This window comes from Streptomyces sp. NPDC058812 (assembly GCF_042744565.1).
GTDB lineage: Bacteria > Actinomycetota > Actinomycetes > Streptomycetales > Streptomycetaceae > Streptomyces > Streptomyces thinghirensis.
Genome location: NZ_JBHYOB010000001.1, coordinates 853,332 through 873,645, shown reverse-complemented (window position 1 = coordinate 873,645; position 20,314 = coordinate 853,332). Strand labels below are relative to the sequence as shown.

Genomic DNA, 20,314 nt, shown 5'->3' with positions numbered 1-20,314 from the left:
ATGAGCAGGGACAGTGCCGCTTCGGCGCCCGGCGAGTCCGGGGCCCGCGCCGGACGGCCTGTCGGCCACCCGCCCGCCGGTTCCCGCTGGAGCCGTCTGCTGGAGGGCGGGCTGCTGCACGGCGGGGTGCAGGGCAGCCCGGTGCTCCGTCTGTTCATGCGCTGGGTGCGCCGTCCGCTGCTGCCCGTCATGCGGCTGTGGCGGCGCAACATCCAGCTCAAGGTCGTCGTCACCACGCTGCTGATGTCGCTGGGCGTGGTGCTGCTGCTCGGCTTCGTGGTGATCGGGCAGGTCCGCAACGGGCTGCTGGACGCCAAGGTGAAGGCCTCCCAGAGCCAGGCGACCGGCGGGTTCGCGGTGGCCAAGCAGAAGGCCGAGGAGTCGGCCAGCGTGACCGGTGACGAGGGCGTGCCCGTGGACGGCCGTCCCCCGCAGAACGTCATCCAGTGGATGAGTGAACTGGTCAAGTCGCTCTCCAGCGGCGGCCAGGGCGCCTTCGACGTGGTCACGCTCCCCATGGGCGGGGACAGCGGCAGCGGGCGCGGCCCGCGCGCCTCGGGCTTCGTCAACTGGTCGGCCAGCGTGCCCGAGGACCTGCGGGAGCGGATCGACGGCAGCACCGCGGCGGCGCAGAGCTACACCCGCATCGTCTACGACTCCGACGAGGCCTCGCAGCCCGGTCTGGTCATCGGCAAGCAGGTCAACGACCCGAACGGCGAGCCGTACCAGCTGTACTACCTCTTCCCGCTCACACAGGAGGAGGAGTCGCTCAGCCTGGTCAGAGGCACGCTGGCGACGGCCGGGCTCTTCGTCGTCGTCCTCCTCGGAGCCATCGCCTGGCTCGTGGTGCGCCAGGTCGTCACGCCGGTACGGATGGCGGCGAGCATCGCCGAGCGGCTGTCCGCGGGGCGGCTGCAGGAACGGATGAAGGTCACCGGCGAGGACGACATCGCGCGGCTCGGCGAGGCCTTCAACAAGATGGCGCAGAACCTGCAGTTGAAGATCAGCCAGCTGGAGGACCTGTCGCGGATGCAGCGGCGGTTCGTCTCCGACGTGTCGCACGAGTTGCGGACGCCGCTGACGACCGTGCGCATGGCCGCCGACGTCATCCACGACGCGCGCGTGGACTTCGACCCGGTGACCGCGCGGTCGGCCGAGTTGCTCGCCGACCAGCTGGACCGGTTCGAGACGCTGCTCGCGGACCTGCTGGAGATCAGCCGTTTCGACGCGGGCGCGGCGGCGCTGGAGGCGGAGCCGATAGATCTCAGGGAGGTCGTACGGCGGGTCGTGGGCGGGGCCGAACCGCTCGCCGAGCGCAAGGGCACGCGGATACGCGTCGTCGGCGACCAGCAGCCCGTCGTCGCCGAGGCGGACGCGCGGCGCGTGGAGCGCGTGCTGCGCAACCTCGTCGTCAACGCCGTCGAGCACGGCGAGGGCAACGACGTCGTCGTCAAGCTCGCCGCGGCCGGCGGCGCGGTCGCCGTCGCGGTGCGCGACTACGGCGTAGGCCTCAAGCCGGGCGAGGCGACCCGGGTCTTCAGCCGCTTCTGGCGGGCCGACCCGGCACGCGCGCGTACCACCGGCGGTACGGGGCTGGGGCTTTCCATCGCCCTGGAGGACGCGCGGCTGCACGGAGGCTGGCTGCAGGCCTGGGGCGAGCCGGGCGGCGGATCGCAGTTCCGGCTGACGCTGCCCAGGACGGCGGACGAGCCCCTGCGGGGGTCACCGATACCGCTGGAGCCGACGGACTCGCGGCGCAATCGCGGGCTGGGCGAGGCCGGCCTCAATGACGCCGGCGCGCCGCACGGCAACGGAAGGACGGCCACCGTTCCGGCGCAGGCGCCGCTCGGGCAGGTGCCCCCGGTGCCCGCCCGGGGCCCGATCCCGTCGCGGTCGGCCACGGTGGCCCCCACGGCCGATCCGACGGCACTGCCCGGCAACGGCGCGCGCGTGGTGCCGCGGCCCGTGTCGGGCGCCCGGAGACAGGACGGCGGGCCCGCGCCGGAGGCGACGAGCCGCCCGGACGCCGGACCGGAGCACACGGAGGACTCGAGCAGGCAAGGGGAGGCATCTCGTGGGCGCTGACCGCGAGGGGAGCGGTCGGCGGGGGCCGGCACGCGTGGTGGCGTACGCCCTGTGTGGCGTCGTACTGCTGGCGGGGTGTGCGTCGATGCCCGACAGCGGGGACCTGCGGGGCGTGGAGTCCACGCCTCGGCAGGACCCGCAGGTGCGGGTGTTCGCGATGCCGCCGCGGGAGGACGACTCGCCCACGGAGATCGTGCAGGGCTTCCTGGAGGCGCTGACCAGCAACGAGCCGGAGTACGAGACCGCGCGCAAGTACCTGACGGGCGAGGCCGCGAAGACCTGGCGACCGGAGCGGTCCACCACGGTGCTCACGGGCGGGCCGGGAACCGAGTCCGACCACTCGGGAAGCCGCGAGGACGCCGACGACTACTCGGTCACGCTGACCGGCACCCGGGTCGCCACGGTGGACGGGCAGCGGTCGTACTCGCCGTCGGAAGGCCAGTACCGCGAACCGGTGCACCTCAGCCGGGACGGCAAGAGCGGGCAGTGGCGCATCGACGCGCTGCCGCAGGGCGTCATCATGGGCAAGTCGGACTTCCAGCGCACCTACATGTCCGTCAACAAGTACTACTTCGCCTCGAACACCGCTCCCACCACGCAGGCCGGTACGACCTCGCAGCCGGCGGCCGTCGCCGATCCGGTCTACGTGCGCCGGCTCGTGGACCCCATGACCCAGGTGGTGCGTTCCCTGATCAGCGGGCCGACGAGCCTGCTCGGGCCCGTGGTCAGGTCGAGCTTCCCGACCGGTACGGCACTGGCGAAGAACGTCGATTCGCTGACGCCCGACGACCGCAACAAGCTGACGGTGCGGCTGAACGACCGGGCGGCCGGGGTCGGCGACGACAAGTGCGACGAGATGGCGGCCCAGCTCCTCTTCACGCTGCAGAACCTCACCCCGGTGGTGGACGAGGTCGAGCTGCGGTCGGGCGATGAGCGACTCTGCTCCCTCACCGAGGACCGGGCCGAGACGGTCGCGTCGCGCGGTTCGGCCCAGCGGCCCGACTACCTGTACTTCATCGACGACCAGGAACGCCTGGTGCGCATCGCCGCGGGCAGCAGCGGGACCCGGCCGGAACCGGTCCCCGGGGCGCTGGGCGAGGGCGCGGCGGCCCTGCGGTCGGTGGCGGTGTCGCGGGACGAGCACAGCGCGGCCGGTATCCGTCTCGACAACAAGTCGCTGTACGTCGGCTCACTGGTGTCGGGCGGTTCGCTCGGTGACCCCGTGCTGGTCAGCAAGGGCAAGACGGAGGAGAACCGGCTGACGCCGCCCAGCTGGGACGCGCAGGGCGACCTGTGGATCGCCGATCGTGACCCGGCCGATCCCCGCCTGCTGCTGCTCAAGGAGGGCAAGGGCCGGCCCGTGGAGGTGCGTACCCCGGGGCTGGACGGGCGGATCCAGGCCGTGCGGGTGGCGGCCGACGGCGTGCGGATCGCGCTCATCGTGGAGAAGGACGGCAAGCGGTCCCTGCTCATCGGACGGATCGAACGGGACGGGAAGGCCGGCGAACCGTCCTCGGTCACCGTTCTCGAACTGCGGTCCGCGACCCCGGAGCTGGAGGAGGTCACGGCCATGTCGTGGGCCGGTGACAGCCGGCTCGTGGTCGTCGGGCGCGAGCGCGGGGGCGTCCAGCAGATCGGATACGTGCAGGTCGACGGCTCCACGCCGGAGGCCTCGGTGCCCGCCGCGCTGACCGGCGTGAAGGAGATCGCCGCGACCGAGGACGAGCGGTTGCCGCTGGTGGCGTATTCGGAGGACGTGATCGTGCGGCTGCCGTCGGGGCTGCAGTGGCAGAAGGTGACGGAGGGGTCGGCGCCGGTCTATCCGGGGTGAGGCATCCGGCTTCTCCGACGCGGGCGTTCACTCGCGTGAGGGACGCGCGGTGGACAGTACCCGGAGTTTTCCACAGGTAGCTCTCCAGCGTTTTCCACAGGCCTGGTCGAGCCCCGCGGGCATGGGCACAGTGGTGGCCATGCGGGGATTGCGGGAATGGTGGCGGGACCTCACCGACCTGGTGCTGCCGGCCGAGTGCGGAGGCTGCGGCAGGGCTCGCACGGTGCTGTGTCCACGGTGCCGTACGGCCCTGAGCGGCGCCGCACCGCGCCGGGTGCGACCGGTGCCGGAGCCGCCGGGGCTGCCGGTGGTGCACGCGGCCGCCCGGTACGCGGACGAGGTACGGGCCGCCCTGCTGGCACACAAGGAGCGTGGCGTGCTGGCTCTCACGGCGCCGCTCGGCGTGGCGCTGGCAGGGGCGGTGCGGGCCGGGCTCCGGGAGGCACGGTGGGGCTCCGGTGAGGCGGGGGTCATACGTGTGCGGGGGCCGGTGCTGCTCGTGCCCGTGCCGTCCGCGCCCCGGGCGGTGCGCACACGCGGGCACGACCCGGCGCGGCGGATCGCCCTCGCGGCCGCTGGGGAGCTGCGGCGGACCGGGACGTCCGCCCGGGTGCTGGCCGTGCTGCGGCAACGGCATGCCGTGGCCGACCAGTCGGGCCTCGGCGCCCGGCAGCGGCTGCGCAATCTCGCCGGCGCGCTGGCGGTGGCTCCCGGCGGTGGCCGGCTGCTGTGCGGGAGCGGGCCGGTCGTCCTCGTCGACGACCTCATGACGACGGGGGCGTCCCTGACGGAGGCGGCGCGTGCCCTGCGCTCGGCGCAGGCCGGGGCGAAATCTGCTGTGTATCCGTCGTCGGCAGGGGAAGGCAGAGAGGAACGGAAGGACGGGCCCCGGATGGCGGGTCCGAACGAAGGCGGTGGCGTGATCCGTGAAGCGATCTGCGCGGCAGTGGTCGCGGCTTCACCAGATTCTTTCGAAATAAACCGGAACTGACTAGAAACTTGCTTCGTTGCAGGTAATGAGAGGGCCAATTCACCGGAACGGAGGTACGCCGCGGTAGAGGGTGACGACATCCGTCCGGGCGAGATATGTTCGGTGGTGAGGCAAAGCCGCAGGCCACACCTCTCAAATCCGAATGCCGTACCGCGGGTTTCACCGTCATCATCCGCACCGGTGGAGTGGAGATCTCGCCCGCGGGGGAGGAGGTGGAAGTCACCGAGTCCGAGGTTCCGGGGTAGACCGGAACCTGGTGCAAAAGGGAGATGCTCCGCCATCGAAGCGGAGCGATCCGGGAACGGAGTTCTGCGTGGACATCGTCGTCAAGGGCCGCAAGACCGAGGTGCCCGAGCGGTTCCGGAAGCACGTGGCCGAGAAGCTGAAGCTGGAGAAGATCCAGAAGCTCGATGGCAAGGTGATCAGCCTCGACGTCGAGGTGTCCAAGGAGCCGAATCCCCGACAGGCCGACCGCTGTGACCGAGTGGAGATCACGCTCCGCTCCCGCGGTCCGGTGATCCGGGCGGAGGCAGCGGCGAGCGACCCGTACGCGGCGCTCGACCTGGCGGCGGAGAAGCTCGGTGCCCGGCTGCGCAAGCAGCACGACAAGCGCTTCTCGCGCCGCGGTGCGCGCCGGATCTCGGCGGCCGAGGTCGCCGACCACGTCCCCGGCGCGGCGACGCTCAACGGGAACGGCGACGTCGTCCCGCAGGAGAAGCAGGACGGCGTACCCACCAAGAAGATCGGCTCGCTGGAGGTCCAGGGCGACGGTCCGCTCGTCGTCCGCGAGAAGACCCACGTGGCCGCGCCGATGACCCTCGACCAGGCGCTCTACGAGATGGAACTGGTCGGGCACGACTTCTACCTGTTCGTCGACTCCGAGACCAAGGAGCCCAGCGTCGTCTACCGGCGGCACGCCTACGACTACGGCGTGATCCACCTCTCGACGGACACGATGGTCACCCAGGCGCACGCCACCGAGGCGGGTGACGCGCTCGGCGGCTGACGACGCCGGGTGACAGCGGAACCGGTGCCCCTGGAGCGCGTGTGCGCCCCCAGGGGCACCGGCGTGCGACGGTGCGCGAGGGTGTGCGACCCCTTAGTGGCCCGCTCGGCCACCCCCGTGTCGGCCGGGCATGGAATCATGGCGGCAACGGCCCAACCGGTGGGTCGTTGCTCTGGGTTGGCGATGGCTCAGGACGACGGGCCACAGCCTTCAGGGGGAGGAACGATGGCGGACAGTTTCGGACCGATGCGGGGCGAGGGCGTCGACGAGGGGATCGACGACGGAGTCGCCGGCATGGGCTCGGACGCGGGCTCTGCGCGCAAGGAGCCGATCAGGGTCCTGGTCGTGGACGACCACGCCTTGTTCCGCCGCGGTCTGGAGATCGTGCTCGCGGCCGAGGAGGACATCCAGGTCGTCGGGGAGGCCGGTGACGGCGCCGAGGCCGTGGAGAAGGCGGCCGACCTGCTGCCGGACATCATCCTGATGGACGTGCGGATGCCCAAGCGGGGCGGGATCGAGGCCTGCACCTCCATCAAGGAGGTGGCCCCCAGCGCCAAGATCATCATGCTGACGATCAGCGACGAGGAGGCCGACCTCTACGACGCGATCAAGGCGGGCGCGACCGGTTATCTCCTCAAGGAGATCTCGACGGACGAGGTGGCCACCGCCATTCGCGCCGTGGCCGACGGACAGTCGCAGATCAGTCCGTCCATGGCGTCGAAACTGCTCACCGAGTTCAAGTCGATGATCCAGCGGACCGACGAACGCCGGCTCGTTCCCGCGCCGCGGCTCACGGACCGTGAACTGGAGGTCCTCAAGCTGGTCGCCACGGGAATGAACAACCGGGACATCGCCAAGGAACTGTTCATTTCCGAGAACACCGTGAAGAACCACGTGCGCAACATCCTGGAGAAACTGCAGCTGCACTCCAGAATGGAGGCCGTGGTGTACGCGATGCGGGAGAAGATCCTCGAGATCCGCTGACGGCCGAAGACCGAAGGCTGACGGCTGACGGCTGACGGCTGACGCCGGTCAGGCTAGGAGGCGGGCCAGCTCCCTCGTGAGGGGCTCGCGCAGATCCGGCGCGTCGACCCGTTCCACGCGCACGTCAGTGCAGTCCACCCAGCCCGCCGCCTCGACCAGGGCCTGGGCAACCGCCGGGGCCGCCTTGGGGCCGTCCAGCGTGACCTGCTTGGCGACCAGAGTGCGCCCTTCGCGCGCCGGGTCCACGCGGCCGACGAGCCGGCCGCCTGCCAGGACCGGCATCGCGAAGTAGCCGTGCACCCGCTTCTGCTTGGGCACGTAGGCCTCCAGGCGGTGGGTGAAGCCGAAGATCCGTTCCGTGCGCGCACGGTCCCAGATCAGGGAGTCGAAGGGCGAGAGCAGCGTCGTGCGGTGCCGGCCGCGCGGGGGCGTCTCCAGGGCCGCGGGGTCCGCCCAGGCCGGCCTGCCCCAGCCCTCCACGGTGACCGGGACCAGGCCCGAGTCGGTGATCACGGCGTCGACCTGCTCACCCTTGAGACGGTGGTAGTCCGCGATGTCCGCGCGCGTGCCGACGCCCAGGGACTGGCCGGCGAGGCGGACCAGGCGGCGCAGGCACTCGGCGTCGTCCAGTTCGTCGTGCAGCAGCGCGGCCGGGACCGCGCGCTCGGCCAGGTCGTACACCCGCTTCCAGCCGCGGCGCTCGACGCACACCACCTCGCCGTACATGAGCGCGCGCTCGACGGCGACCTTCGTGCCCGACCAGTCCCACCACTCGCTGGTCTTCTTCGCGCCGCCCAGGTCCGTCGCGGTGAGGGGGCCCTCGGCGCGGAGCTGCTTGACGACCTGGTCGTAGGTGCCGTCGGGGAGGTGGTGGTTCCAGTGCGGGCGGTTGCGGTAGGCGCGGCGGCGGAACGCGAAGTGCGGCCACTCCTCGATGGGGAGGATGCAGGCGGCGTGGGACCAGTACTCGAAGGCGTGCGTGTCCTGCCAGTAGGCGTCTTCGACCGCTTTGCGGCCCAGTGCGCCGAGGCGGGCGTACGGGATGAGTTCGTGGGAGCGGGCGAGGACCGAGATGGTGTCGAGCTGCACCGCGCCCAGGTGACGGAGGACGCCGCGGACGCCTGCGCGGCGGTCGGGGGCGCCGAGGAAGCCCTGTGCGCGGAGGGCGAGGCGGCGGGCCTCTTGCGCGGACAGTTCCGTGGCGGGGGGCGGGAGGGTCGTCATACGTCCGCACGATAAGGGGTGGGTCTGACAGTGGGGGGTGACGTGCAGGGGGGCGGGGGCGGGGGCGAGGGCGAGGGCGTGGGCCGACTTATTGGGCATCCTGTGGCGAAGTGGGCCGGGGGTGGGTCGCGCGGCCCGGCGCCGGCGGGGTGCCTCCCCCACTCTCGGCTTCGCTCGAGCGGGAGGTGCCCCCACCGCCCACCCGTGCCACCCCTGGGGGTACCTCCCAGGCCGTTCAGGCACTGGGGGAGGCACGACTGCCCGCAGCTGCGTGGGCTGCGTGGGCGCGGTTACGGGGCCGGCAAGTACGGGGACGTTGACGGGAGGGAGAGGTCCGAGGGGAGGAGGGAGCCGATCCAGGAGTCGCGGCGGACGCCCTTGTTGTTGATCGCGGAGCGCAATGTGCCCTCCATGGTGAAGCCCGCGCGTTGGGCCACCGCGCGGGAGGCCGTGTTACCGACCTCGGCGCGCCACTCCAGGCGGTCGATCGCCCGGTCGGTGAAGGCCCAGCGGGAGACGGCGACGGCGGCCTCGGTGACGTAGCCGTGGCCGCGGTGTTCCTTGGCGCCCCAGAAACCGATCTCGCCGACGCCCAGGGAGATCATCGTGATGCCGAGCATCCCCACGAGGTCCCCGGTGGGGAGGAAGAGGCCGAAGGTGAACATCGAGGCGTTCGCCCAGCCGTCGGGGACCATCTGCTCCGTGAAGCCCCGCGCGTGCTCCTGAAGGTAGGGCGAGGGGATCGTGGTCCAGCGCTGGATGTCGGGATCCTGGCAGGCGGCGTACACGGAATCGGTGTCCCGGGGGCCGACCGCGCGCAGGACGAGGCGGTCGGTGGTGAGCGTGACGGGTTCCATCGGCCGATTCTGCGCGGCGGTCCGTGGCGGACGCCATTTTTTTGCCGTGCGTGAACAGACGGTCACTTTTCGCGTGATTCGTCGGAGGCCGCGGCACCATCCGCGGTGCCCGGACGTTGAACCCGAGGACGGCAGACCGGAAGCTGGACGAAGGAGCACACGGTCCCCGTTACAGCAGGCTCCCGGGGCGGCGGGGTCCTCGCATACGATGGCCGTTGCTCAGTCCGTCACAGGAAAACGACCGTCCCAGGCCCGACCGGCAAGGAGACCAACCCCCGTGTCCGTCCTCTCGAAGATCATGCGTGCAGGCGAAGGCAAGATCCTGCGCAAGCTGCACCGCATCGCGGACCAGGTCAACTCCATCGAAGAGGACTTCGTCGACCTCTCCGACGCCGAGCTGCGGGCCCTCACCGATGAGTACAAGCAGCGCTACGCCGATGGTGAGAGCCTGGACGACCTGCTTCCGGAAGCCTTCGCCACCGTCCGGGAGGCCGCCAAGCGCGTCCTGGGACAGCGGCACTACGACGTGCAGATGATGGGTGGCGCGGCCCTGCACATGGGCTACGTGGCCGAGATGAAGACCGGCGAGGGCAAGACCCTCGTCGGCACGCTGCCCGCCTATCTCAACGCCCTGTCCGGCGAGGGCGTGCACATCGTCACGGTCAACGACTACCTGGCCGAGCGCGACTCCGAGATGATGGGCCGCGTCCACAAGTTCCTCGGCCTGAACGTCGGCTGCATCCTCGCCAACCAGACGCCGGCCCAGCGCCGCGAGATGTACGGCTGCGACATCACCTACGGCACGAACAACGAGTTCGGCTTCGACTACCTGCGCGACAACATGGCGTGGTCCAAGGACGAACTCGTCCAGCGCGGCCACAACTTCGCGATCGTCGACGAGGTCGACTCCATCCTCGTCGACGAGGCCCGTACGCCGCTGATCATCTCCGGTCCGGCCGACCAGGCCACCAAGTGGTACGGCGACTTCGCCAAGCTGGTCACGCGCCTGAAGAAGGGCGAGGCCGGCAACACGCTCAAGGGCATCGAGGAGACCGGCGACTACGAGGTCGACGAGAAGAAGCGCACCGTCGCCATCCACGAGTCGGGTGTCGCCAAGGTCGAGGACTGGCTGGGCATCGACAACCTCTACGAGTCGGTGAACACCCCGCTCGTCGGTTACCTGAACAACGCCATCAAGGCCAAGGAACTCTTCAAGAAGGACAAGGACTACGTCGTCCTCGACGGCGAAGTCATGATCGTCGACGAGCACACCGGCCGTATCCTCGCCGGCCGCCGCTACAACGAGGGCATGCACCAGGCGATCGAGGCGAAGGAAGGGGTGGACATCAAGGACGAGAACCAGACGCTCGCCACGATCACGCTCCAGAACTTCTTCCGCCTCTACAAGCGCCACGACCACAACGGCAAGGAACAGCCCGGTCTGTCCGGCATGACCGGTACGGCCATGACCGAGGCCGCCGAGTTCCACCAGATCTACAAGCTCGGCGTGGTGCCCATCCCGACCAACCGGCCGATGGTCCGCAAGGACCAGTCCGACCTGATCTACCGCACCGAGGTCGCGAAGTTCGAGGCGGTCGTCGACGACATCGAGGAGAAGCACCGCAAGGGCCAGCCGATCCTCGTCGGCACCACCTCGGTCGAGAAGTCCGAGTACCTCTCGCAGCAGCTCAGCAAGCGCGGTGTCCAGCACGAGGTGCTGAACGCCAAGCAGCACGACCGTGAGGCGACGATCGTCGCCCAGGCGGGCCGCAAGGGCTCCGTGACCGTGGCCACGAACATGGCCGGCCGTGGTACGGACATCAAGCTCGGCGGCAACCCCGAGGACCTCGCCGAGGCGGAGCTGCGCCAGCGCGGCCTCGACCCCGAGGAGCACATCGAGGAGTGGGCCGCGGCCCTGCCCGCGGCGCTGGAGCGGGCCGAGCAGGCGGTCAAGGCGGAGTTCGAGGAGGTCAAGGAGCTCGGCGGCCTCTACGTGCTGGGCACCGAACGGCACGAGTCGCGGCGTATCGACAACCAGCTGCGCGGTCGCAGCGGCCGTCAGGGCGACCCCGGCGAGTCCCGCTTCTACCTCTCCCTGGGCGACGACCTGATGCGGCTGTTCAAGGCCCAGATGGTCGAGCGCGTGATGTCGATGGCGAACGTCCCGGACGACGTACCGATCGAGAACAAGATGGTCACGCGCGCGATCGCGTCCGCCCAGTCCCAGGTCGAGACGCAGAACTTCGAGACCCGCAAGAACGTCCTGAAGTACGACGAGGTCCTCAACCGGCAGCGCGAGGTCATCTACGGCGAGCGGCGCCGCGTTCTGGAGGGCGAGGACCTGCAGGAGCAGATCCAGCACTTCATGAACGACACGATCGACGCGTACGTGCAGGCCGAGACCGCCGAGGGCTTCCCGGAGGACTGGGACCTCGACCGTCTGTGGGGCGCCTTCAAGCAGCTCTACCCGGTGAAGGTCACCGTCGAGGAGCTGGAGGAGGCGGCCGGCGACCGGGCCGGGCTGACCGCCGACTACATCGCGGAGTCCGTCAAGGACGACATCCAGGAGCAGTACGAGGCGCGTGAGACGCAGCTCGGCTCCGAGATCATGCGTGAGCTGGAGCGCCGGGTCGTGCTCTCGGTCCTGGACCGCAAGTGGCGCGAGCACCTCTACGAGATGGACTACCTCCAGGAGGGCATCGGCCTGCGCGCGATGGCGCAGAAGGACCCGCTGGTCGAGTACCAGCGCGAGGGCTTCGACATGTTCCAGGCCATGATGGAGGGCATCAAGGAGGAGTCCGTCGGCTACCTGTTCAACCTGGAGGTCCAGGTCGAGCAGCAGGTCGAGGAGGTCCCGGTCGAGGACGCGGCGCCGTCGCTGGAGAAGGGCGCGCGGGACGCCGTCCCGGCCCAGGCGGGCACCCGTCCGGAGATCCGCGCCAAGGGGCTCGACGCCCCGCAGCGCCGGGGCCTGCACTTCTCCGCCCCGACCGTGGACGGCGAGGGCGGGGTCGTCGAGGGCGACTTCACCACCGACGGCGAGCCCGCGCAGCCCCAGTCCGACGGGCTCACGCGCGCGGAGCGCCGCAAGCAGGCCAAGGGCGGACGTCGCCGCAAGAAGTGACGGCGCGGTGCCTTCGGGCGCCGTAGCGGTGGGAAGGGCCGGACACCTCTGGGTGTCCGGCCCTTCGGCATGTCCCGGCCTGTGTGCCGGTCGTCGCCGCTGCCGGGTCGTCGCCGATGTCGGTGGTCCGTGCCGGTCCTCGTCGGTCTCAGTCGTCGTCGGTGTGCGGTCGGCGGGGACCGCCCAGTTCCACCGCCGTGCAGCGCCAGCGCAGATCGCGGCCCTGCTCCAGCCGAAAGGCCATGGCGCGCAGCTGGTCACCCGCGCCGATCCGGGCGAAGACCTCCAGGGCACCCGGCCGGGGCTCGAAGTAGCCGATGTCGCGGACGACGGGGAGGGTGCCGCGCGTGCGCAGGGGGCCGCGTTCGGCGAGGTGGGCCAGATCGTCGTAGGCGCGGCCGGCGGTGTGGCGGAGCATCGAATGGACGGGGCGCCGGCCGCTGAGCACGTTGAGGAGAAGCTCGGCGAAGCGGTCGGTGGGACGGAGCTGCGGGACGGGACGGCGAGGCGTCTGGGCGGGGACGAGAGGCGCTGCCGGGGCCGGGACGGCCGGGTGCACGGGCGGGGCGGCGGGGGCCGTCACGAGGGCGCCCGCCGCCGCGCGCGGGCCCGTCCCGGTGGCCCCGCCCGGGCCGGCCGTGGGCGGGCGGGTGTCCGCCGGCCTCGTACGGGCCCGCGGAGACCTGCCCGGGGAGCCCGGCGGGCGGCCACCGGGCGCCCCGGCCCGCACGACGCGTCCGCCGGGCCTGCGGGGCGGCACGCCGCCGGGTACGCGGGACGGGGCGGCCCCGGGTGCGCGGGACGGGGCGGCGACCGGGGTGTACAGCGGCGCGGCGCCGGGCGGCCGGGACGTGGGGTCGCCGCCGGGCCCGCGGGGCGGGGCGGGTACGAGCGGGCGGTCCGGCGTGCGGTGTGGCGTGCTGCTCGGGCTGAGCTGGGACCTGGTCATGACCTTGCGCATGGGGGCTCCCCGTTCGGCGGCCCGGGTGATACCGGGCAGTAACTTAGCGGTTGGAGATCTTGTACGGGCTGGTGGGGCGGGACGGCAAGGAGGGCGGTGGCCGGGCCGAGGGGGCTGGAGGGTCACCTATCAGAGTGGCCGGGACGGCCGGAAAGCCCGGGACGGAGCGGCTGTACCGGGTGAGTTCCGGGGCCGGAGGTGGACGCTTCGGGCGGCATGGGTGGGGACCCGAAAGGGGACACCCGCACGTATCCTGAAGGCTCTTCCAGCCATCCAGCCATCCAGCCATCCAGGCCATCCCGGGCCTTCGGTGGCGCTCCCGACCACGAAAGCGGAAGTCTCATGCGCGTCTACGTCCCCCTGACCCTCTCCGGCCTCGCCGAGGCGCACAGGACGGGAGAGCTGGGGACGGGACCGCTCGTCGCCTACGCCGTCACACCGGCGCTGCGCGAGTGGTACCTCTCGGACGACATCGAGGAGCTGGAGTACGCCGCCCTGAACCGGGCCGCGCTGGCCTCGCTGCGACTGCTGGCGGCCGACGCCGGCGCGACGCGGCGCCGGGTCGTGGTCGCCGCCGACGTGTCCGACGGCGCGGTCTCGGCCGCCCCGGACCGGGGGCCCGATCCGACGGCGCTGGGCGAGGTGCGGCTCGCCGGGCCCCTGCGGCTGGCCAAGGCGGCCTCGGTGCACGTCGACTCGGCCGACGCGGAGGCGGATGTGACCGCCGCGGCCGAGGCCCTCGCGGCGGCGGACGGCGGGGACGACGACGCCCGGTTCGTCGTGGACGGAGCCGAGGACCACGAGCTGCTGTGGTACGCGACGCAGGAGATCCCGAACCTGGTGGAGCCCGGTCACTGACGTCCCGCCGGTCGGCCGTCCCCGGCCGGCCGCGTCGTGGGCCCCGTCTTGATTGTCAGTGGCGGCGGGTACGTTTTCGGGCATGGGGATGCAGACAGGGGCGCACATCGTCTGGGACTGGAACGGGACGCTGTTCCACGACAATGACGCGATCATCGGGGCGACGAACGCCGCGTTCGCCGAGCTGGGCCTGGCGTCGATCACGCTGGAGCAGTACCGCGCGCTGTACTGCGTGCCGGTGCCGAAGTTCTACGAGCGGCTGATGGGGCGGCTGCCCACCGACGCCGAGTGGGAGGTCATGGACGCGACCTTCCACCGGCACTACGTCGAGCACCGGGTGCGGTGCGGGCTCACCGAGGGTGTGGCGGAGCTGCTCGCAGACTGGCGGTCGGCGGGGCGCAGTCAGTCGATTCTCAGCATGTACGGCCATGACGAGCTGGTTCCGCTGGTCAAGCGGTTCGGGATCGAGACGCACTTCATACGCGTCGACGGGCGGATCGGGCCGTCCGGGGGCAGCAAGGCCGAGCACATGGTGCGGCATCTCGCGGAGCTGGCGCTGGCCGGCGTGGACCCCGTTCGTACGGTGGTGATCGGGGACGCCGTGGATGACGCGGTGGCCGCGCGGCATGTGGGGGCGGGGGCGGTGCTGTACTCCGGGGGGTCGCACAGCCGGGCCAGTCTGGAGGGGGTCGGGGTGCCGGTGGTGGACACGTTGGGGGAGGCCGTGGCGGAGGCGGCGCGGTTGGCGGCGTGACGTCGGCTGTGCGGTGACGTCGGCTGTGCGGTGACGGTGACCTGTGCTGGTGGTGGCCGGGGTGGGTGACGCGGCCCGGCGCTGCGGGGTGGTTCTGTGCAAAACGTCAAAGTTTCGGTCCTGGTTTTGTACACATACGGCTCGTGACGGGGGCCCCGCGAGGAGCGATAGCCTTGTGGCGTGATCAGCGCGATAGCTCGCGGGGGCACCGGCGCCCCTGCTCTGCGCCCGGTACGCACGGACGACATCCGTGTCCGGGCGGCGGTCGCTGGTCTTCGCGGGCGGGTCGGGGCATCGAAGGCCCCCGGTACGGCGCCGCGCACCCCCCGGACGACGACGGCGAGAGCGACGTCACACCCGGCGAGCGCGGCGACATTGGCTGATATGCCCCCGCTCCTCTCACCTTGCGGCATAGCGTCGGAACAGACCGGACACCCCGCGTCCCGACGTCATGCCGGAAGGCAGGAGACCGTACTTCCTTCTACGTCACGCAACGGCGCGCGACAGGAGCCAGAGGACAATGCAGACCAAGCTGGACGAAGCCAAGGCCGAGCTGCTCGAAAGGGCTGCGCGGGTAGCTGAGAACAGCCCGGTCGGGGGGCACCTACCGACTGGGACGACGGACGAGGGCACATCGGACACCCCGGACACCCCGGGAACCCCGGACCACGCATCCGTGTTCGCGTTCCTCCGGCGTTACTACCGGCACACCGCCCCGGAGGACCTGGCCGACCGAGACCCGGTCGACGTCTTCGGAGCCGCCGTCTCGCACTACCGGCTGGCCGAGAACCGCCCGCAGGGCACGGCGAACGTGCGGGTGCACACCCCGACGGTCGAGGAGAACGGCTGGACGTGCAGCCACTCCGTCGTCGAGGTGGTCACGGACGACATGCCCTTCCTCGTCGACTCCGTGACCAACGAGCTGACCCGGCAGGGGCGCGGCATCCACGTCGTCGTCCACCCGCTGATCGTGGTGCGGCGCGACGTGACCGGCAAGCTCGTCGAGGTGCTCACCGGCGGGCCCTCCGACGACCTCCCGCACGACGCGCACGTCGAGTCCTGGATCCACGTCGAGTTCGACCGCGAGACCGACCGCGGCGACCTGAAGCAGATCACCGCCGACCTGCTGCGCGTCCTGAACGACGTCCGCGAGACGGTCGAGGACTGGGGCAAGATGCGGGACGCGGCCGTCCGCATCGCGGAGCAGCTGCCGACGGAGCCGGCCCCCGACGACCTCCCCCCGCGGGAGCTGGAGGAGGCCCGCGAGCTGCTGCGCTGGCTGGCCGACGACCACTTCACCTTCCTCGGCTACCGCGAGTACCAGCTGCGCGGCGACGACTCACTCGCCGCCGTCGCCGGCACCGGCCTCGGCATCCTGCGTTCCGACCCGCACCACGCCGCCGACGAGAGCCACCCCGTCAGCCCGTCCTTCGAGCGGCTGCCCGCCGACGCCCGGGCCAAGGCCCGTGAGCACCGGCTGCTGGTGCTGACCAAGGCCAACAGCCGGGCCACCGTGCACCGGCCGTCGTACCTGGACTACGTCGGCGTCAAGAAGTTCGACGAGCAGGGCAACGTCGTCGGGGAGCGCCGCTTCCTCGGCCTGTTCTCCTCCGCCGCCTACACCGAGTCCGTCCGCCGGGTGCCGGTCGTCCGGCGCAAGGTGGAGGAGGTGCTGGAGCGGGCCGGCTTCTCGCCGAACAGCCACGACGGGCGGGATCTGCTGCAGATCCTGGAGACGTACCCGCGCGACGAGATGTTCCAGATGCCGGTCGAGGAGCTGGAGCCGATCGTCACCTCCGTGCTCTACCTCCAGGAGCGGCGCCGCCTCCGGCTCTACCTGCGCCAGGACGAGTACGGCCGCTACTACTCGGCCCTCGTCTACCTCCCCCGCGACCGCTACACCACCGGTGTCCGGCTGCGGATCATCGACATCCTCAAGGAGGAGCTCGGCGGCACCAGTGTCGACTTCACGGCCTGGAACACCGAGTCGATCCTGTCCCGGCTGCACTTCGTGGTCCGCGTGCCGCAGGGCACCGAGCTGCCGCAGCTGTCCGACGCGGACAAGGAGCGCATCGAGGCCCGTCTCGTCGAGGCCGCCCGCTCCTGGGCCGACGGGTTCGCCGAGGCGCTGACCGCGGAGGCCGGCGAGGAGCGCTCCGCGGAGCTGATGCGCTACTACGGGAGCGCCTTCCCCGAGGGCTACAAGGCCGACCACGGCCCGCGCTCGGCGGTCGCCGACCTCGGTCACCTGGAGCGGCTCGACGAGGACAGGACGTTCGCGCTGAGCCTGTACGAGCCGGTCGGCGCCGCGCCCGAGGAGCGGCGTTTCAAGATCTACCAGAAGGGCGGCCAGGTCTCCCTGTCGGCCGTCCTGCCGGTGCTCAGCCGGCTCGGCGTCGAGGTCACCGACGAGCGGCCGTACGAGCTGCGCTGCTCGGACCGCACGACCGCCTGGATCTACGACTTCGGGCTGCGCATGCCCAAGTCGGTGGCGGGCGGCGCCGACTACCTCGGCGACGACGCGCGCGAGCGCGTCCAGGACGCCTTCTCCGCCGCCTGGACCGGCCAGGCGGAGAACGACGGCTTCAACGCCCTCGTGCTCAGCGCCGGGCTGACCTGGCGGCAGGCGATGGTGCTGCGCGCGTACGCGAAGTACCTGCGGCAGGCCGGATCGACGTTCAGCCAGGACTACATGGAGGACACCCTCCGCAACAACGTCCACACCACGCGTCTGCTCGTCTCCCTGTTCGAGGCGCGGATGGCTCCCGAGCGCCAGCGTGCCGGGCGCGAGATCGTCGACGCCCTGTTCGAAGAGGTCGACGCGGCCCTCGACCAGGTCGCCAGCCTCGACGAGGACCGCATCCTGCGGTCCTTCCTCACCGTGATCAAGGCGACGCTGCGGACGAACTTCTTCCAGAAGACGAGCGACGGCAAGCCGCACGACTACGTCTCCATGAAGTTCGACCCGCAGGCCATCCCCGACCTGCCCGCCCCGCGCCCGGCGTTCGAGATCTGGGTGTACTCGCCGCGCGTCGAGGGCGTGCACCTGCGCTTCGGCAAGGTCGCGCGCGGCGGTCTGCGCTGGTCGGACCGCCGGGAGGACTTCCGTACCGAGATCCTCGGCCTGGTCAAGGCGCAGATGGTGAAGAACACCGTCATCGTGCCGGTCGGCGCCAAGGGCGGCTTCGTCGCCAAGCAGCTGCCCGACCCGAACGTCGACCGCGACGCCTGGATGGCCGAGGGCATCGCCAGCTACCGGACGTTCATCTCGGCGCTGCTCGACATCACCGACAACATGGTGGCCGGCGAGGTCGTGCACCCGGCGGACGTCGTCCGGCACGACGAGGACGACACCTACCTCGTCGTCGCCGCCGACAAGGGCACCGCGAAGTTCTCGGACATCGCCAACGAGGTCGCCGAGTCCTACAACTTCTGGCTCGGCGACGCCTTCGCCTCCGGCGGAAGCGCGGGCTACGACCACAAGGGCATGGGCATCACCGCCCGCGGCGCCTGGGAGTCCGTCAAGCGGCACTTCCGGGAGCTGGGTGTGGACACCCAGACCCAGGACTTCACGGTCGTCGGCGTCGGTGACATGTCCGGTGACGTCTTCGGCAACGGCATGCTGCTCAGCGAGCACATCCGCCTGGTCGCCGCCTTCGACCACCGGCACATCTTCATCGACCCGAACCCGGACGCGGCCACCTCGTACGCCGAGCGGCGCCGCCTGTTCGAGCTGCCGCGCTCGTCGTGGGCGGACTACAACACCGAGCTGCTCTCGGCGGGCGGCGGGATCTTCCCGCGCACGGCCAAGTCGATCCCGGTCAACGCGCACATCCGCGAGGCCCTCGGCATCGAGGCCGGCGTCACCAAGATGACCCCGGCCGACCTGATGAAGGCGATCCTGTCGGCGCCGGTGGACCTGCTGTGGAACGGCGGCATCGGTACGTACGTCAAGGCGTCCACCGAGTCCAACGGCGACGTCGGCGACAAGGGCAACGACGCCATCCGCGTCGACGGCAAGGACCTGCGGGTCCAGGTCGTCGGCGAGGGCGGCAACCTCGGCCTGACCCAGCTGGGCCGGATCGAGTTCGCGCTGCACGGCGGTCGGATCAACACCGACGCCATCGACAACAGCGCGGGCGTGGACACCTCCGACCACGAGGTGAACATCAAGATCCTGCTCAACGGTCTCGTCAAGGACGGCGACATGACCGTCAAGCAGCGCAACAAGCTGCTCGCCGAGATGACCGACGAGGTCGGCGCGCTCGTCCTGCGGAACAACTACGCGCAGAACACGGCGATCGCCAACGCGCTGGCCCAGTCCAAGGACATGCTCCACGCCCAGCAGCGCTTCATGCGCCACCTGGTCCGCGAGGGCCACCTCAACCGGGCCCTGGAGTTCCTGCCCACCGACCGCCAGATCCGCGAACGCCTCGGCACCGGACAGGGTCTGACCGGCCCGGAGACGGCCGTGCTGCTGGCGTACACGAAGATCACGGTCGCCGAGGAGCTGCTGCACACCTCGCTGCCCGACGACCCGTACCTCAAGGGCCTGCTGCACGCCTACTTCCCGACGGCGCTGCGCGAGCAGTTCCTCGACCGGATCGACGGCCACCCGCTGCGCCGCGAGATCACGACGACCGTCCTGGTCAACGACACGGTCAACACGGGCGGTACGACGTATCTGCACCGGATGCGCGAGGAGACCGGCGCGTCGCTGGAGGAGATCGTGCGGGCGCAGACCGCGGCCCGGGCGATCTTCCGCTCCTCTCCGGTGTGGGACGCGGTGGAGGCGCTGGACACCAAGGCCGAGGCCGACGTGCAGACCCGGATCCGGCTGCACTCGCGCCGCCTGGTCGAGCGTGGCACGCGCTGGCTGCTCAACAACCGGCCGCAGCCGCTGGAGCTCGCCGAGACCGTCGACTTCTTCGCCGAGCGCGTCGAACAGGTCTGGTCGCAGCTGCCGAAGCTGCTGCGCGGCGCGGACGCGGAGTGGTACCAGCACATCTACGACGAGCTGACCGCCGCCGGCGTCCCGGACGAGCCGGCCACGCGGGTGGCCGGGTTCTCCTCGGCCTTCCCGACGCTGGACATCGTGTCGGTGGCCGACCGCATGGGCAAGGAGCCACTGGACGTCGCCGAGGTGTACTACGACCTCGCCGACCGGCTCAGCGTCACCCAGCTGATGGACCGGATCAGCGACCTGCCCCGCAACGACCGCTGGCAGTCCATGGCCCGCGCGGCGATCCGCGAGGACCTGTACGCGGCGCACGCGTCGCTCACCGCCGACGTCCTGGCGGCGGGCAACGGCACGTCGACGCCCGAGCAGCGGTTCAAGGCGTGGGAGCAGAAGAACGCGGCGATCCTCGGCCGGGCCCGCACCACGCTGGAAGAGATCCACAATTCGGAGGACTTCGACCTGTCCAACCTGTCGGTGGCGATGCGGACGATCCGGACACTGCTGCGCACCCATGCGTGACGGTGTGACGCACGGTGTGACGCCGTAGCGGCGTAGCTGTGCGAGGCGCCCCGGGCCGCGAAGGCCCGGGGCGCCTTTATGTCCGGGTTGCCTGAATTTCCCGTATAAGGTGACCGCGTGACTGGGCGTCTCTGGACGACACGCGTCGCCGCGCTCGTCC

Annotated in this window: 12 protein-coding genes; 9 read left to right on the top strand and 3 right to left on the bottom strand. The window is 71.0% G+C overall.

Features of this window, described 5'->3' with window-relative positions; all coding sequences use genetic code 11:
- The 5 genes from mtrB to ACFW48_RS03945 all read left to right on the top strand — a co-directional run bounded on the left by mtrB (position 1) and on the right by ACFW48_RS03945 (position 6,897).
- Complete coding sequence (gene mtrB / locus ACFW48_RS03965) at positions 1-2,085, top strand: MtrAB system histidine kinase MtrB (RefSeq protein WP_386310206.1); 2,085 nt, start codon at positions 1-3, stop codon at positions 2,083-2,085.
- Entirely contained in the window at positions 2,075-3,916 is a 1,842-nt protein-coding gene (locus ACFW48_RS03960) for an LpqB family beta-propeller domain-containing protein (RefSeq protein ID WP_386310203.1), read from the top strand. The genes mtrB and ACFW48_RS03960 overlap by 11 nt, the downstream gene beginning before the upstream one ends.
- A gap of 139 nt (positions 3,917-4,055) precedes the next feature.
- Positions 4,056-4,907 carry a ComF family protein gene (locus ACFW48_RS03955; RefSeq protein ID WP_386310201.1) on the top strand — a complete coding sequence of 284 codons (852 nt, stop codon included), beginning with the start codon at positions 4,056-4,058 and terminating at the stop codon, positions 4,905-4,907.
- A 313-nt stretch (positions 4,908-5,220) separates the two neighbouring features.
- The gene (hpf, locus tag ACFW48_RS03950; protein ID WP_386310199.1) at positions 5,221-5,913 is read left to right on the top strand and encodes a ribosome hibernation-promoting factor, HPF/YfiA family; all 693 of its coding nucleotides are present in this window, start codon (positions 5,221-5,223) and stop codon (positions 5,911-5,913) included.
- Positions 5,914-6,138: 225 nt separating this feature from the next.
- Complete coding sequence (locus ACFW48_RS03945; RefSeq protein ID WP_386310198.1) at positions 6,139-6,897, top strand: response regulator; 759 nt, start codon at positions 6,139-6,141, stop codon at positions 6,895-6,897.
- A gap of 48 nt (positions 6,898-6,945) precedes the next feature.
- Here the strand turns inward: ACFW48_RS03945 and ACFW48_RS03940 are convergent, their stop codons facing one another.
- On the bottom strand, positions 6,946-8,121 hold the full coding sequence (locus tag ACFW48_RS03940; protein WP_386310197.1) for a winged helix-turn-helix domain-containing protein: 1,176 nt from the start codon (positions 8,119-8,121) through the stop codon (positions 6,946-6,948).
- Between the two features lie 290 nt (positions 8,122-8,411).
- The gene (locus ACFW48_RS03935) at positions 8,412-8,978 is read right to left on the bottom strand and encodes a GNAT family N-acetyltransferase (protein ID WP_386310195.1); all 567 of its coding nucleotides are present in this window, start codon (positions 8,976-8,978) and stop codon (positions 8,412-8,414) included.
- A 277-nt stretch (positions 8,979-9,255) separates the two neighbouring features.
- On the opposite strand from ACFW48_RS03935, the gene secA reads away from it, so the two are divergent.
- Positions 9,256-12,102, top strand: a complete 2,847-nt coding sequence (gene secA, locus ACFW48_RS03930; RefSeq protein ID WP_386310194.1) for a preprotein translocase subunit SecA — start codon at positions 9,256-9,258, stop codon at positions 12,100-12,102.
- Positions 12,103-12,250: 148 nt separating this feature from the next.
- Here secA and ACFW48_RS03925 read toward each other — a convergent pair whose 3' ends face one another.
- Entirely contained in the window at positions 12,251-13,063 is an 813-nt protein-coding gene (locus tag ACFW48_RS03925) for an Rv3235 family protein (RefSeq protein WP_386310192.1), read from the bottom strand.
- Positions 13,064-13,405: 342 nt separating this feature from the next.
- Here ACFW48_RS03925 and ACFW48_RS03920 point away from each other — a divergent pair, with 342 nt between their 5' ends.
- From ACFW48_RS03920 to ACFW48_RS03910, 3 genes are all read left to right on the top strand, one after another.
- A complete protein-coding gene (locus tag ACFW48_RS03920; RefSeq protein WP_386310191.1) occupies positions 13,406-13,921 on the top strand; it encodes a DUF6912 family protein in 516 nt (171 codons plus the stop codon).
- Positions 13,922-14,003: 82 nt separating this feature from the next.
- Positions 14,004-14,675: an HAD family hydrolase gene (locus ACFW48_RS03915; protein ID WP_386310189.1), complete on the top strand. Its 672-nt coding sequence runs from the start codon at positions 14,004-14,006 to the stop codon at positions 14,673-14,675.
- 520 nt (positions 14,676-15,195) lie between these two features.
- Entirely contained in the window at positions 15,196-20,154 is a 4,959-nt protein-coding gene (locus ACFW48_RS03910; RefSeq protein WP_386310188.1) for an NAD-glutamate dehydrogenase, read from the top strand.
- Positions 20,155-20,314 lie beyond the last annotated feature (160 nt).

Excerpts from the sequence above, each read along its gene's own strand:
- ACFW48_RS03915 (WP_386310189.1), top strand. The coding sequence starts at position 14,004 with ATGGGGATGCAGACAGGGGCGCACATCGTCTGGGACTGGAACGGGACG.
- ACFW48_RS03955 (WP_386310201.1), top strand. The coding sequence starts at position 4,056 with ATGCGGGGATTGCGGGAATGGTGGCGGGACCTCACCGACCTGGTGCTG.
- mtrB (WP_386310206.1), top strand. The coding sequence starts at position 1 with ATGAGCAGGGACAGTGCCGCTTCGGCGCCCGGCGAGTCCGGGGCCCGC.
- ACFW48_RS03940 (WP_386310197.1), bottom strand. The coding sequence starts at position 8,121 with ATGACGACCCTCCCGCCCCCCGCCACGGAACTGTCCGCGCAAGAGGCC.
- ACFW48_RS03935 (WP_386310195.1), bottom strand. The coding sequence starts at position 8,978 with ATGGAACCCGTCACGCTCACCACCGACCGCCTCGTCCTGCGCGCGGTC.
- ACFW48_RS03945 (WP_386310198.1), top strand. The coding sequence starts at position 6,139 with ATGGCGGACAGTTTCGGACCGATGCGGGGCGAGGGCGTCGACGAGGGG.
- ACFW48_RS03910 (WP_386310188.1), top strand. The coding sequence starts at position 15,196 with ATGCAGACCAAGCTGGACGAAGCCAAGGCCGAGCTGCTCGAAAGGGCT.
- ACFW48_RS03920 (WP_386310191.1), top strand. The coding sequence starts at position 13,406 with ATGCGCGTCTACGTCCCCCTGACCCTCTCCGGCCTCGCCGAGGCGCAC.
- ACFW48_RS03925 (WP_386310192.1), bottom strand. The coding sequence starts at position 13,063 with ATGCGCAAGGTCATGACCAGGTCCCAGCTCAGCCCGAGCAGCACGCCA.